The organism is Pseudomonas sp. 21LCFQ02, from assembly GCF_024129895.2.
Taxonomy (GTDB): domain Bacteria; phylum Pseudomonadota; class Gammaproteobacteria; order Pseudomonadales; family Pseudomonadaceae; genus Aquipseudomonas.
In genome coordinates this window covers 3,822,837-3,836,760 of the sequence record NZ_CM178749.1, presented here as the reverse complement: position 1 = coordinate 3,836,760, position 13,924 = coordinate 3,822,837, and the positions used below count along the sequence as shown (strand labels likewise).

Below are 13,924 nucleotides of genomic sequence, written 5' to 3'. Positions count from 1 at the left end.
TTCACACCCGTCGAACCAGAAGCTTCTGGTCTAATTATTGATAGCAAGTTCGGCAGATTAAGAGGCCTCTAAAAAGCTAGAGGCCAAGGCGCAAGGCGCAGTCAGTACTTCTTGATATTCTCCCAACGCTTGATCAGGTCGGCGTTTTTGTCAGTCCAGTCCTTGACGGCCTGGTCCATGGTCTTGCCGTCCTTGACCTCGCCATTGATGGCGGTGATCACCGACAGGGGTACATAGATACCGGCCAGGGTTTCACGCGCCTGCGGGTTCTCGGCCGAGAAGCCCTTGCGACCAATCCAGTAGTAACTTTGTGGCGGGGCGAAAATACCCTTGGGATCTTTAAGGAATTTAAGTTCATATTTCTGGGCCATCCACGACGGCTCCCAGACGGTCACGGCGACCCATTCCTTGCGGTCGACAGCCGACTTGAGCGCCGCGCTCATCGCCGAGCTGCTGCCTTCGATCAGGTTGAGCTTGATGCCGTATTCTTTGACCGCAGTGCTCGCCTCGTTCATCAGACCCGAACCCGGCTCGATGCCGACAATCCGGTTATTGAACTTGTTCGCGTTATCGTTGAGCTGCTCCAGCGAGTCGACCGGAACGTAGGCCGGCACGGCCACACCCTGGTACAGGCCGTGGGAAACCGGGGAGATTTTCTCCAGACGGTTCTTGTTCTTGTTCCAGTAGTCCTGGGCCACGTAGTCGATCTGCGAAGCGAGGATCTGGATATCACCCTTGCTCAGGGCCGCGTAGGCAATGCCCCATTCGGAAAAGGTGGTGACCTTGACCGTGTAACCAGAGTCTTCCAGAACCTTCTTGGTAATCCCGGTGATCGGGGTCACGTCCTCATAAGAAATCGTGCCCATGTTGATGACTTTTTCTTCGGCCTGGACGGTGGTTACCGTCATGCCGACGACCGTCATTGCACAAAGCGTCTTCAATAAACGTTTCATGGTTCATCCTCTGGTTGACACACTGCTGTCCGGGCTTTTATGCGTTAAGCCCTGCTCTTCAAAAACAGACCCGCGGGTGCCGCAGCTCTGCATATTCTTGTTGTTCTGCTCGAAGGCTTACGCCCGATTATCAGCGCCCAGAGAAGCAACGATCGGTGTAGAGAACACAACCCTGTTGTCGTGGTGCCGCAGCCATCTATGGGCAAGGCGCGGGCATGCTGTGGAGCGCTGCGAGAGGCCGTTGCCGATGGCGGATGCGATGAGACTCGCATGCGCACCGACGCCGGTCAATGGGAATGTATTCTTTGTGTATACCTATTAAATTCAACACAAATACATCAGAAGCTGTATTTTTCATGGCTTTCAAGGCGTTAGGGTGGAAAAAAACCGCCTCGGGCATGTCGCTAATGGATATGATCCAGTCGCTTTCACCAACATCTATTTATGCTTTTTCTGGCCTTGATATCTGAAACACCCGGCATTGCAATGAGCCTGCCCGGCCAATCGCCGGAATATGCTCAAATACCGCCCTGCTCGCCCGGACGACGATGGCCGGATGCGCTTTAAAAAAACGCTAGACAGGCAACCCGGCAGCTCTCAATATCCGTAATACAAAAAGTAGACAATAAACCATGGCAAGCAAAAAACCCGCGATCAAAGCCCATGCCGATGCCGAACCCGCAGGCAGCGACATTTCTCCGGACCGTAAAGTGGTACTGGGCGATACATTGCGTCGGCGCATCTTGAGCATGGAGCTGGCCCCCGGCGCGGTGGTCGATGAACTGGCTCTGTGCGACGAGTTCGGCCTGTCGCGCCCGCCCGTGCGTGAATTGCTGCGCCAGATCGCGGCCGAGGGCTATATCGAGCTGGAGGCCAACCGCGCGCCTCGCGTGGCGGCCATGAGCCACGAGTCACTGCACAGTTTTTTCCTGTCTGCGCCGCTGATCTACATCGCCACCACCCAACTGGCTGCACTGCATGCCACGCCTGCCGAGATCACCCGGCTACGTACCATCCAGGAAAATTTCCGTCAGGCGATCGAAGACAAGGACGTGGAAAACCGCATCATCTACAACGATGAATTTCACCTTGAAATCGGCAAAATGGCGCACAACGATTACTTGATGCCGAGCCTGCGCCGCCTGCTGATCGATCACGCACGGCTGGGCAAGACGTTTTACCGCCACCCCACCACCCGTGACATGCAGCAGGACCTGGAACTGGCCTGTGCCCAGCACGACCAGATGATCGAGGCCATCGAGCAGCGCGACCCGGACACCGCCGCCCAAGTGGTGCGCGCCCACTTCGAACTGTCACGCCGACGCATGGCCGAGTACGCGGCCCCGGCCGGTGTGGAAGTCGCGCTGGCCTACTGAAATCAGGCGATGTTCAACCGTACGGATAAGCCGCCATGCTGATCGTAACCCCACGCCCTGAAACCGTCGAAGGCCAGCCCATCCTGCGTCCGCTGCCGTCAGCAGGATGCCGCAGTGTCGGCCCGTTTGTGTTTTTCGATCACATGCTGCCCCACGTCTATGCACCAGGCAACGGCATGGACATCTTGCAGCATCCGCATATCGGCCTGTCGACCCTCACCTACCTGTTCGAGGGCCAGCTGCAGCACAAGGACAGCCTGGGCAGCGACCAGCCGGTGGGGCCTGGCGAGGTCAGCTGGATGACTGCCGGCGCAGCCATCGCCCATGTCGAGCGTACCCCGCCGGCAGTCCTGCACAACGGCTCACGGCTGCACGGGCTGCAGGTCTGGCTGGCATCGCCCAAAGAACATGAACAAGGTGCCGGCCATTACAGCCATCACCGGGCTACCGAACTGCCTGTCAGCGACGCCATGGGCATTCGCATTCGACTGATCGCCGGCCACGGCTTTGGTCTGAGCTCCCCGGTCCCGGTGCTGTCACCCACACTGTACGCCGAACTGCATCTGGGCACCGCCACCACACTGGCCATCCCTTGCGAACACGAACAACGCGCAGTGTATCTGCTGGCCGGCGAGGCCTCGCTGGACGGCGAAGCGTTGCTGCCACGCACCCTGGCAGTCCTGCCACCGGGCCAGATCATCAACCTGTGCGCCGAGAGTGATTGCCATGCGGCGCTGATCGGTGGCGCGCCGCTGGACGGGCCACGCCGGATGAACTGGAACTTCGTCGCCAGCGACATCGCCCTGATCGACCGCGCCCGGCAACGCTGGGCCGCCGGAGACTGGCCGCAGGTGCCGGGCGAGACCGGCCGGATCGAATTACCCCGATAGCGGCTTTAGCTGCAATACTTTTCAGATAAGCACTGCGGACCCGGTGGGAAGAGCCGGCCGGCGCTCCGGTCTGCTCGCGAAGAGGCCAGTAAAGTCCCAGCATCCGCAGCGAATGCGCCGCCGTCTTCGCCAGCAGAGCTGCCTCCCACCGAGATTTGTGTACTTAACTGAACAGTATTGGCTTTAGCTGCGAACGTCAGGGAGCCTTCGCGGCTCAAGCCATTCCTGCGCCAGTCTGCGCCTCAGCGGGCGAAGACTTCATCCAGCAGGTTGTACAGGCTGGCAAACGCCCGGCGCGAGGTCCTGGCGTCGTACATAATCTTGCCGGGCACATTAGCCGCCGGGTCAGTAAACGAATGCACCGCGCCACCGTAGCTGAGCAGTTGCCAATCGACGCCGGCAGCGTCCATCTCGGCCTCGAACGCCGGTAGCTGCTCGTTGGGCACCAACGGGTCGGCAGCGCCATGCAACACCAGCACCGATCCTTTGATGTTCTGGGCGTCCTGCGGGTTCGGTGTATCCAGCGTGCCGTGGAACGACACCGCCGCCTTCAGATCGGCCCCGCTACGGGCCAGCTCCAGTGCGCAGCAGCCGCCGAAGCAGAAGCCGAAGCTGGCGATGCGCTGCGGGTCCAGATGCACATCCTGCTGGGCCAGCAACTGCGCCAGCGCGGCCTGCATGCGCTGGCGCAACAGCCCACGATCATTCTTCAACGGCATCATCGCCGCCCCGGCTTCATCGCCATTGGCCGGGCGCACATCCTGCCCGTAAAGGTCGGCCAGCAACACCACATAACCCTGCCCGGCCACCTGCCTGGCAATGTCTTCAGCGCCCTGGCTGACACCCATCCAGTTCGGCGCCATCAGCAGGCCCGGCTGCAGTTGCGCGGCGTCTGCGTCATATACCAGACGCCCTTCAAATGCCTGGCCTTCGATGTGCCAAATAACGGAACGTACACTCAGTTTGCTCATGACTGACTCCTGATTACTGGATTCATAAAAAAACCCGCCGAAGCGGGTTTTTTTAAGCGCTCATCAAACCGACAGTTCGACCAGCAGCTTGTTCAGACGGCGCACGTAGGCGGCCGGGTCTTTGAGACTGTCACCGGCAGCCAGCGCCGCCTGGTCGAACAGGATGTGCGACAGCTCGACAAAGCGGTCTTCATCCGGCTCGCCATCGAGCTTGCCGATCAGCGGGTGGGCCGGGTTGAATTCGAAGATCGGCTTGGAGTCAGGGACTTTCTGACCGCTGGCTTCGAGGATCTGGCGCATTTGCAGACCCAGGTCCTGCTCGCCGATGGCCAGGATCGCTGGCGAATCGGTAAGACGATGGGAAACCCGCACTTCACTGACCGATTCACCCAGTGCGGTTTTCAGCCGCTCGACCAGGCCTTCCTTGTCTTTGGCGATCTCTTCCTGAGCCTTCTTGTCCTCTTCGGAGTCCAGTTTGCCCAGGTCCAGGTCACCACGAGCGACATCGACGAAGCCTTTGCCGTCGAATTCGCTGAGGTAGCTCATCAGCCACTCATCGATGCGGTCAGTGAGCAGCAGTACTTCGATGCCCTTTTTGCGGAAGACTTCAAGGTGCGGGCTGTTACGGACCTGCGCATAAGACTCGCCGGTCAGGTAGTAGATCTTGTCCTGACCTTCCTTGGCGCGGCTCAGGTAATCGGCCAGCGACACCTCTTGCTCGCCGCCCTCACTTGCAGTGGAGGTGAAGCGCAACAGACCGGCGATCTTCTCCTTGTTGGCGAAGTCTTCGGCCGGACCTTCCTTGAGGACCTGACCGAAGTTTTTCCAGAAGCCCTTGTACTGCTCGGGTTCGTTCTTGGCCAGTTTCTCAAGCATGTCCAGCACGCGCTTGGTCAGCGCCGACTTCATCGAGTCGATGATCGGATCTTTCTGCAGGATCTCGCGGGACACGTTCAGCGACAGGTCGTTGGAATCGACCACACCCTTGATGAAGCGCAGATACAGCGGCAGGAACGACTCAGCCTGGTCCATGATGAACACACGCTGTACATACAGCTTCAGGCCGCGTGGCGCTTCGCGCTGGTACAGGTCGAACGGCGCACGGGCCGGTACGTACAGCAGCGAGTTGTATTCCAGCTTGCCTTCGACCTTGTTGTGGCTCCAGCTCAGCGGGTTCTCGAAATCATGGCCGATGTGCTTATAGAACTCCTGATACTCCTCGTCCTTGATTTCGGTACGCGGACGGGTCCACAGCGCGCTGGCACGGTTGACGGTTTCCCATTCTTCGCTCGGCGCTTGTTCGCCTTCAGCGGCAGCAGCCTGCTGCTTGGGCAGCTCGATCGGCAGGGCAATATGGTCAGAGTATTTCTTGACGATGTTGCGCAGACGCCAGCCATCGGCAAACTCTTCTTCACCGCTTTTCAGGTGCAGAACGATGCGCGTGCCACGCTCGGCCTTTTCCACGGTCGCAACTTCGAAGTCACCCTCACCCTTGGACGACCAATGCACGCCTTCGCTGGCCGGGGCACCGGCACGGCGGCTGTAGACATCAACCTTGTCGGCAACGATAAACGCCGAATAGAAACCAACACCGAACTGACCGATCAGGTGCGAGTCCTTCTTCTGATCACCGGTGAGGTTGCTCATGAAGTCGGCAGTACCGGACTTGGCGATGGTGCCCAGGTGGGCAATCACGTCGTCACGGCTCATGCCGATGCCATTGTCTTCGATGCTGACGGTTTTGGCGTCGCTATCAAAATTGACACGGATTTTCAGCTCGGCGCCACCTTCGAGCAGCTCAGGGCGGGCCAGGGCTTCGAAACGCAGTTTATCGACGGCGTCGGAAGCGTTGGAGACCAATTCGCGCAGAAAGATTTCCTTGTTGGAATACAGCGAATGGATCATGAGGTGCAGCAGTTGCTTCACCTCGGTCTGGAAGCCCAGGGTTTGCTTTTGAGTTTCCACACTCATGTCATCTAACTCCAATCAGATGGTACGAGCTGCCGGAAGCACCACGGCTGGCAGCGGGTTGTCATCTAGGTGGGGGCGGTGCGCAGGATTTCAAGGGGCAGATTGCAGCTGGGCACACAGGGCCGCGCACACCAGCTTCCAGACACTGTCAGCGCGACGCTATTTTCGGCGTTTGTAAAGTAATGGAAACACGAGAAAGTTCCCCGATCATAGCATTTTAATATTCTGACAATGCGTTGGAACTTCCCTTGTGACACCGCGTTCTTAGCCACGTTAGGTATTCAATAAGGAGAAACACCTCATGCGTAAATCTTTTGCTTATGCCTTGATGCTGGCTGCCACTGTAGGCCTGGCTGCTTGCGACAAAAAATCAGAAAACACTCAGCAAGAGGCTAACAAAGCCGCCGAACAATCCCAGGAGTCGATGCAGAAGGCTCAGGAAAAAGTGAATGACGCGGCCAAGGAAAGCCAGGAAGCGGCCCAGAAGAACAGCGAGGCCGCTCAGCAACGTGCAGAGGAAAACGCAAGCCAGGTACCGACCACTCCGACACCGGCCACCACTCCGGAAACCGGCACCAAGCCTTAATTACCCGGCTTAAATAAATAAGGCCCGCTCAATGCGGGCCTTATTTATTTGTAGCGTCATGTAAGCCTTACAGTTGGGGAGGCCGAAAACTTACACTTCCCTATAAATGACTCATCGTTATGCCAGTACTTCGCGCGGCTTGCCGATCATCCGATCGACCACGACCGCAGCGGCCAGGGTAATGACCGACGGCACCAGCCAGGCCAGCCCCTCTGCGCTCAGTGGCAGGTTGGCCAGCGACTCCGGCAGCCAGGCGGTCAGACCCGCCGTTTTCAGCGCATCGACAGTGCCGAACAGCAACGACACCAGCATCACCGGCGCGACTACTCTGGTTGCGCTGTGCCATGCCCCCTGACAGAAGCTCAACGCCACCAGCACGATGCACGGCGGGTAGATGCCGGTCAGCACCGGCACCGAGAACTCGATCAGGCGGGTCAGCCCCAGATTGGACACCAGCAGCGAGAAGGCCGCCAGACCGATCACCAGGGTGCGGTACGACAGGGGCAGCAGACGGCTGAAGTACTCCGCGCAAGCGCAGGTCAGGCCCACCGCCGTGACCAGGCAAGCCAGAGCAATCAGGACCGCGAGAAAACCACTGCCCAGTGAGCCAAAGGTGTATTGCACGTAGGCATGCAACACCGCTGCCCCGTTACTCGCGCCGGCGGCGATCACATGACTGCCCGAGCCCAGGCGGAACAGGCTGACATACACCAGCGCCAGCCCTACCCCAGCGATCAGGCCGGCGATAATTGCATAGCGGGTAATCAGTTGCGGGGACTCGACACCACGAGAACGGATGGCATTGACGATCACGATCCCGAATACCAGAGCGCCCAGGGTATCCATGGTCAGATAGCCTTCGGTAAAGCCCTTGGAGAACGCACCAGCGGCATAAGCAGGCTGGGCCGAGCCGATGTCACCGGCCGGCAACATGAAGGCCGCGATGCCCAATGCGCCAAGGGCGACGATCTTCAACGGCCCCAAGACCCGGCCGACGGTGTCGAGCAGGCGGCCCGGATAGAGCGAGACCATCAGCACCAGCAGAAAATACACCAGGCTGTAGATAAACAACGCGGTCGGGCTGTTGCCGGTCAGCGGTGCGACACCGACTTCGAAAGACACCGTTGCCGTGCGTGGCGTGGCGAAGAATGGGCCTACGGCCAGGTAGCAGACGGTGGCCAGGACAACCCCGGCGACTCTGCCGATGGGACTGCTCAAGCTGTCCATGGCGCCACCCACCCGGGCCAGGGCGACCACGGTGAGCACTGGCAGGCCCACGGCGGTGACCAGAAAGCCCAATGCAGCGATCCATACGTGGGGGCCGGCCTGCAGGCCGACGATAGGCGGGAAAATGATGTTACCGGCACCGACGAACAGCGCGAACGTCATGAAGCCCAATGCCAGGATGTCCTGGCCTTTCAAAACTTTCATCTAAGAAAACCACACTGCCGAATCAGGAACGAAAAGGATGATCTGCCGCTCTTGTGAAGCAGGGGCGCAGGGCTGGGGTTCCTTGTGGGAGCCGGGCTGCACCGCGAAGGCAGCAAGGCTAAACAAATTGCGCACAAAACGCACTAGCAAAGGGCGTCCAGCCGATGATTTGCACTGCTTTGTCGCGATTCTGTACTTGGTTTGAGCAGCTAACCCGATTATTACGCACAATTCTGTATGAGCGGCCGGGCGGCGATCCGCCTGTAGAAGCAGCCTTAGCTGCAGTACTGATCATTTAGTCATCACAAATCTCTGTGGGAGCGACCTTGGTCGCGAAGAAGCCAGTAAAAACACTACATCTGCTGCGAATGTGCCGCCGCCTTCGCCAGCAAGCTGGCTCCCACCGGTCTAACTGACCAGTTTTGGCTTTAGCTAAGAAGCTTTCGCAGCTAAAGCTGCTCCTACGAGGTTCCCTGTTTGCTGCGCGACAGCGCGACGCCGAGACGGCGGATGATCTGCTGCCCACAACCCGCATCCACCCAAACTCCTGTAACGACAAAGGCCACCCGAAGGTGGCCTTTGTTGTGTTCAGTCAAGGCAAGCGATGCTTACTTCTTGACTTCCCAACCGGTCAGCTCGGCCAGGGCCTTGCCGATGTCAGCCAGGGAGCGAACGGTCTTCACGCCAGCGTCTTGCAGGGCAGCGAATTTCTCGTCTGCAGTGCCTTTACCGCCGGAGATGATTGCGCCTGCGTGGCCCATGCGCTTGCCTGGAGGGGCAGTCACACCAGCGATGTAGGACACGACCGGCTTGGTCACGTTGGCTTTGATGAACGCAGCAGCTTCTTCTTCAGCGGAACCGCCGATCTCACCGATCATGACGATCGCTTCGGTCTTCGGGTCTTCCTGGAACAGCTTCAGGATGTCGATGAAGTTCGAGCCTGGGATCGGGTCACCACCGATACCGACGCAAGTCGACTGACCGAAACCGGCGTCAGTGGTCTGCTTGACGGCTTCGTAAGTCAGGGTGCCGGAGCGCGAAACGATACCGACCTTGCCTGGCAAGTGGATGTGACCTGGCATGATGCCGATCTTGCACTCGCCCGGAGTGATAACGCCTGGGCAGTTAGGGCCGATCAGGGTAACACCCAGTTCGTCGCACTTGACCTTGGCTTCCAGCATGTCGATGGTCGGAATGCCTTCGGTGATGCACACGATCAGCTTGATGCCGCCGAAAGCAGCTTCCAGGATCGAGTCCTTGCAGAAAGGAGCCGGTACGTAGATAACCGAGGCGTCAGCGCCGGTGGCCGCTACAGCTTCTTTCACAGTGTTGAACACTGGCAGGTTCAGGTGGGTGGTACCGCCTTTGCCTGGAGTCACGCCGCCAACCATCTTGGTGCCGTAGGCGATGGCTTGTTCGGAGTGGAAAGTACCCTGCGAGCCGGTGAAGCCTTGGCAGATGACTTTGGTGTCTTTATTGATCAGAACGCTCATTACTTGCCCTCCGCAGCTTTGACAACTTGTTGAGCAGCATCGGTCAGGCTGGTAGCTGCGATGATGTTCAAGCCGCTTTCTGCCAGTACTTTAGCGCCCAGTTCAGCGTTGTTACCTTCAAGGCGAACAACGACCGGGATTTTCACGCCGACTTCTTTCACTGCACCGATGATGCCTTCGGCAATCATGTCGCAACGAACGATACCGCCGAAGATGTTGACCAGTACTGCCGCCACGTTGGTGTCGGACAGGATGATCTTGAACGCTTCGGTTACGCGCTCTTTGGTTGCACCACCACCTACGTCGAGGAAGTTGGCTGGCTTGCCGCCGTGCAGGTTGACGATGTCCATGGTACCCATGGCCAGGCCCGCACCGTTAACCATGCAGCCAATGTTGCCTTCCAGCGCTACGTAGTTCAGTTCGAACTTGGCAGCGTGAGCTTCGCGAGGATCGTCCTGCGAAGGATCGTGGAATTCCTTCAGCTTGGGCTGACGGTACATGGCGTTGGCGTCGATATTGATCTTGGCGTCCAGGCAGTGCAGGTCGCCGTCAGCCTTGATCACCAGCGGGTTGACTTCCAGCAGGGCCAGATCGTGGTCCTGGAACAGTTTGGCCAGACCAGTGAAGATCTTGGCGAACTGAGCAACCTGCTTGCCTTCCAGACCCAGCTGGAAAGCCAGCTCGCGACCCTGGAATGGCTGAGCGCCAACCAGTGGATCGATGGTGGCCTTGAGAATCTTTTCAGGAGTGTCGTGAGCGATCTTCTCGATGTCCACGCCACCTTCGGTGGAGGCCATGAACACGATACGACGGCTGGAACGATCGACTACAGCGCCCAGGTACAGCTCTTTGGCGATGTCAGTGCAGGATTCGACCAGGATCTTGGTCACTGGCTGACCATTGGCGTCAGTCTGGTAAGTCACCAGGCGCTTGCCCAGCCACTGCTGAGCGAAAGCTGCTGCGTCTTCCTTGCTGCGAACCAGCTTTACGCCGCCCGCTTTACCACGGCCACCAGCGTGAACCTGAGCCTTGACGACCCACTCTGTGCCGCCGATCTTGTCGCAAGCTTCTGCGGCTGCTTCCGGGGTGTCTACTGCGAAGCCTTTGGATACTGGCAGGCCGTATTCAGCGAACAGCTGCTTACCCTGATACTCGTGAAGATTCATGCTTATTACCGTCTGTGTTTAGACATTACGCATTCGATGCTGCACACCGCATGTGTGCCGCACCACCTGTGACCGCTACTCCGGGTGGACTGCGGGAAATCCCACTGCCGCCTGAGAGGTCGAGTCCGACGCGCTTTCCGCGGTGCGACCTGCGAACAGGTCTTACGACGGGCAGCGCGCCGAGGTTTCTTGTGCCTTAGCGCTTCTTGCGGTTCTGGATGTGGATGGCGCCGCCATTCACAGCCAGTGCCGCTTCGTGCAGCGCTTCGGACAGTGTCGGGTGAGAGAAGACCATCATGCCCAGGTCTTCGGCGCTGGAGCCGAATTCCATGGCGATCGCACCCTGTTGAACCAGTTCAGCAGCGCTTGGGCCGATCACGTGAACGCCCAGAACGCGATCGGTCTTGGCGTCGGCGATGATCTTGACGAAACCGCCGGTGTCGTTGGCAGCCAGGGCACGACCACTGGCAGCGAACGGGAAGGTGCCGACGTTGACTTCAACGCCTTCAGCCTTGAGGGTCTGCTCGGTTTTACCAACCCATGCGATTTCCGGGTGGGTGTAGATAACCGACGGAATCAGGTTGTAGTTCATCTGGGCTTTGTGACCCTTGATGCGCTCAACCACCATGATGCCTTCTTCGGAAGCTTTGTGAGCCAGCATCAGACCACGTACCACGTCGCCAATGGCGTAAACGCCCGGTACGCTGGTGGCGCAGTAGTCGTCAACGTAGATGTAGCCACGCTCGTCCAGGGTCACGCCACTGTCGGCGGCCAGCAGGTCGGTGGTCACCGGGCGACGGCCCACGGCCACGATCAGGCGATCGAAGGTGATCTTCTGTTCGCCGTTGGCGTCGGTGTAAGTGACTTCGACTTCGTTGCCGTTGACCTGGGAGCCGGTCACACGGGCGCCCAGCTTGACGTCCAGACCCTGGTTGGTGAAGGTCTTCAGCGCGTCTTTGGCAACAGCGTCGTCAGCGGCTGGCAGGAACTTTTCCAGTGCTTCCAGAACGGTAACCTGAGCACCCAGACGGGCCCAGACCGAGCCCAGCTCCAGACCGATCACGCCAGCGCCGATCACGCCCAGGCGTTTAGGAACCTGCTGGAATTCCAGGGCGCCGGTGGAGTCGACGATGACATTCTGGTCGACCGGGGCCGGTGGGATGTCGATCGGACGCGAGCCGGAAGCCAGGATCACGTGCTCGGCTTCGATCACTTCAACGGTGCCGTCAACCTTGGTCAGTTCGACTTTCTTGCCGGCCAGCAGTTTGCCGTGGCCTTGCAGGGAAGTGACGCCGTTGGCCTTGAACAGGCTGGCAACGCCGCCGGTAAGACCCTTGACGATGGTCGCCTTGCGGCCAACCATGGTCGGCACGTCGATGGCGACTTCACCGGTGCTGATACCGTGAACGTTGAAGCTCTTCTTCGCTTCGTAGTACTTCCAGGAGCTGTCCAGCAGAGCCTTGGAAGGAATGCAACCGACGTTCAGGCAAGTACCGCCCAGCGCCAGCTTGCCGTCCTTGTCCTGGTACTTCTCGATGCAGGCGGTTTTCAAGCCAAGCTGGGCAGCCTTGATGGCCGCTACGTAGCCACCAGGGCCCGCGCCGATCACTACTACGTCGAATTTCTGAGACATATAAAAAGATTCCTTTTTTAGCTTCGAGCTATCAGCTGCAAGCTGCAAGCTGAGCTGCGGTAGACGCAGCCCGGCATTACAACACGATAATCAGATAAGGTTACAGCCTCAAGCACCGCTCCCCGCTGCTGATGATGGCAGCTTCAAGCCTGGCACCCGGGGCTGCCTTGATCAGATGTCCAGCAGCAGGCGAGACGGATCTTCCAGCAGGTTCTTGATGGTAACGAGGAACGTTACAGCTTCTTTACCATCGATCAGGCGGTGGTCGTACGACAGCGCCAGGTACATCATCGGACGGATGACAACCTGACCATTGACGGCCATGGGACGCTGCAGAATGTTGTGCATGCCCAGGATAGCGGCCTGCGGCGGGTTGACGATCGGGGTCGACATCATCGAACCGAAAGTACCGCCGTTGGTGATGGTGAAAGTGCCGCCGGTCATTTCGTCGATCGACAGTTTGCCGTCGCGGGCTTTCTTGCCGAAGGTGGCGATGCCGCCTTCGATTTCAGCCAGGCTCATGTGCTCGGCGTTACGCAGTACCGGAACCACCAGGCCGCGGTCGCTGGAAACGGCAACACCGATGTCGGCATAGCCGTGGTACACGATGTCGTTGCCGTCGATCGAGGCGTTAACGGCCGGGAAGCGCTTCAGTGCTTCGGTAGCAGCCTTGACGAAGAACGACATGAAGCCCAGGCGCACGCCATTGTGGGACTTCTCGAACAGATCCTTGTACTTCGAACGCAGTGCCATGACTTCGGTCATGTCGACTTCGTTGAAGGTGGTCAGCATCGCCATGTTCGACTGGGCTTCGACCAGACGACGGGCAACGGTGGCACGCACGCGGGTCATCGGCACGCGCTTCTCGGTGCGGTCGCCGGCAGCGAACACAGGAGCAGCAGCGGCAGCGGCCGGCTGGGCAGCAGGCGCAGCGGCCGGCGCGGATTTCTTCGCTTCAACAGCTGCGACCACGTCTTCCTTGGTGATCCGGCCGTCTTTACCGGTGCCTTTGACGCTGGCCAGGTTGATGCCGTTTTCTTCAGCCAGCTTGCGCGCTGCCGGGGCAGCGATGGCGTCTTCGTCAGCAGCGGCAGCCGGGGCAGCAGCTGCTGCTGGTGCAGCGGCAGGAGCAGCAGCTGCTGCTGGTGCAGCGGCAGGAGCAGCAGCGGCAGCCGGAGCAGCCGATGCGGTAGCACCCGCGTCCAGGGTCGCGATCACTTCGTTGGACAGGACGATGTCGCCCTCGCCTTTAACGATCGATGCCAGCACGCCGTCAGCTTCGGCCAGGACTTCCAGGACCACCTTGTCAGTCTCGATGTCGACCAGCAGTTCGTCGCGCTTTACCGCCTCGCCCGGTTGTTTGTGCCACTTGGAGATGGTGCCGTCGGCAACGGACTCCGGGAAAGAGGGGGCTTTGATCTCGATAGCCATTATCTGTAATTCCTTAATTCGGT

Annotated in this window: 11 protein-coding genes; 3 read left to right on the top strand and 8 right to left on the bottom strand. The window is 59.1% G+C overall.

What is annotated here, in order from left to right; translation table 11 throughout:
• Positions 1-101: 101 nt before the first annotated feature.
• On the bottom strand, positions 102-953 hold the full coding sequence (locus tag NJC40_RS17375) for a glycine betaine ABC transporter substrate-binding protein (RefSeq protein WP_045490169.1): 852 nt from the start codon (positions 951-953) through the stop codon (positions 102-104).
• Between the two features lie 632 nt (positions 954-1,585).
• Between NJC40_RS17375 and NJC40_RS17370 the strand changes: the two genes are divergently transcribed.
• Positions 1,586-2,329 carry a GntR family transcriptional regulator gene (locus NJC40_RS17370; protein ID WP_253110546.1) on the top strand — a complete coding sequence of 248 codons (744 nt, stop codon included), beginning with the start codon at positions 1,586-1,588 and terminating at the stop codon, positions 2,327-2,329.
• Positions 2,330-2,364: 35 nt separating this feature from the next.
• Complete coding sequence (locus NJC40_RS17365; RefSeq protein ID WP_253140431.1) at positions 2,365-3,219, top strand: pirin family protein; 855 nt, start codon at positions 2,365-2,367, stop codon at positions 3,217-3,219.
• A gap of 242 nt (positions 3,220-3,461) precedes the next feature.
• Here the strand turns inward: NJC40_RS17365 and NJC40_RS17360 are convergent, their stop codons facing one another.
• Together NJC40_RS17360 and htpG are read right to left on the bottom strand one after the other, a co-directional pair.
• Positions 3,462-4,190: a dienelactone hydrolase family protein gene (locus NJC40_RS17360; RefSeq protein WP_253140430.1), complete on the bottom strand. Its 729-nt coding sequence runs from the start codon at positions 4,188-4,190 to the stop codon at positions 3,462-3,464.
• 63 nt (positions 4,191-4,253) lie between these two features.
• Complete coding sequence (gene htpG, locus NJC40_RS17355; protein ID WP_045490159.1) at positions 4,254-6,161, bottom strand: molecular chaperone HtpG; 1,908 nt, start codon at positions 6,159-6,161, stop codon at positions 4,254-4,256.
• A 301-nt stretch (positions 6,162-6,462) separates the two neighbouring features.
• Between htpG and NJC40_RS17350 the strand changes: the two genes are divergently transcribed.
• Positions 6,463-6,747, top strand: coding sequence for a hypothetical protein (locus NJC40_RS17350; RefSeq protein ID WP_253140429.1), 285 nt, complete (start codon positions 6,463-6,465; stop codon positions 6,745-6,747).
• A 117-nt stretch (positions 6,748-6,864) separates the two neighbouring features.
• On the opposite strand, the gene brnQ is transcribed toward NJC40_RS17350, so the two are convergent.
• From brnQ to odhB, 5 genes are all read right to left on the bottom strand, one after another.
• The gene (gene brnQ / locus NJC40_RS17345; RefSeq protein WP_045490155.1) at positions 6,865-8,178 is read right to left on the bottom strand and encodes a branched-chain amino acid transport system II carrier protein; all 1,314 of its coding nucleotides are present in this window, start codon (positions 8,176-8,178) and stop codon (positions 6,865-6,867) included.
• 608 nt (positions 8,179-8,786) lie between these two features.
• Entirely contained in the window at positions 8,787-9,671 is an 885-nt protein-coding gene (sucD, locus tag NJC40_RS17340) for a succinate--CoA ligase subunit alpha (protein WP_045490153.1), read from the bottom strand.
• Positions 9,671-10,837: an ADP-forming succinate--CoA ligase subunit beta gene (sucC, locus tag NJC40_RS17335; RefSeq protein ID WP_045490151.1), complete on the bottom strand. Its 1,167-nt coding sequence runs from the start codon at positions 10,835-10,837 to the stop codon at positions 9,671-9,673. Before sucC ends, sucD begins: the two co-directional genes overlap by 1 nt.
• Positions 10,838-11,033: 196 nt before the next feature.
• A complete protein-coding gene (lpdA, locus tag NJC40_RS17330; protein WP_253140428.1) occupies positions 11,034-12,470 on the bottom strand; it encodes a dihydrolipoyl dehydrogenase in 1,437 nt (478 codons plus the stop codon).
• A 171-nt stretch (positions 12,471-12,641) separates the two neighbouring features.
• Positions 12,642-13,901 carry a 2-oxoglutarate dehydrogenase complex dihydrolipoyllysine-residue succinyltransferase gene (odhB, locus tag NJC40_RS17325; protein ID WP_253140427.1) on the bottom strand — a complete coding sequence of 420 codons (1,260 nt, stop codon included), beginning with the start codon at positions 13,899-13,901 and terminating at the stop codon, positions 12,642-12,644.
• Positions 13,902-13,924 lie beyond the last annotated feature (23 nt).

What these genes read in the sequence shown, in the direction of transcription:
- NJC40_RS17375 (WP_045490169.1), bottom strand. Translation starts at nt 953, where the DNA reads ATGAAACGTTTATTGAAGACGCTTTGTGCAATGACGGTCGTCGGCATG.
- NJC40_RS17370 (WP_253110546.1), top strand. Translation starts at nt 1,586, where the DNA reads ATGGCAAGCAAAAAACCCGCGATCAAAGCCCATGCCGATGCCGAACCC.
- NJC40_RS17365 (WP_253140431.1), top strand. Translation starts at nt 2,365, where the DNA reads ATGCTGATCGTAACCCCACGCCCTGAAACCGTCGAAGGCCAGCCCATC.
- NJC40_RS17360 (WP_253140430.1), bottom strand. Translation starts at nt 4,190, where the DNA reads ATGAGCAAACTGAGTGTACGTTCCGTTATTTGGCACATCGAAGGCCAG.
- htpG (WP_045490159.1), bottom strand. Translation starts at nt 6,161, where the DNA reads ATGAGTGTGGAAACTCAAAAGCAAACCCTGGGCTTCCAGACCGAGGTG.
- NJC40_RS17350 (WP_253140429.1), top strand. Translation starts at nt 6,463, where the DNA reads ATGCGTAAATCTTTTGCTTATGCCTTGATGCTGGCTGCCACTGTAGGC.
- brnQ (WP_045490155.1), bottom strand. Translation starts at nt 8,178, where the DNA reads ATGAAAGTTTTGAAAGGCCAGGACATCCTGGCATTGGGCTTCATGACG.
- sucD (WP_045490153.1), bottom strand. Translation starts at nt 9,671, where the DNA reads ATGAGCGTTCTGATCAATAAAGACACCAAAGTCATCTGCCAAGGCTTC.
- sucC (WP_045490151.1), bottom strand. Translation starts at nt 10,837, where the DNA reads ATGAATCTTCACGAGTATCAGGGTAAGCAGCTGTTCGCTGAATACGGC.
- lpdA (WP_253140428.1), bottom strand. Translation starts at nt 12,470, where the DNA reads ATGTCTCAGAAATTCGACGTAGTAGTGATCGGCGCGGGCCCTGGTGGC.
- odhB (WP_253140427.1), bottom strand. Translation starts at nt 13,901, where the DNA reads ATGGCTATCGAGATCAAAGCCCCCTCTTTCCCGGAGTCCGTTGCCGAC.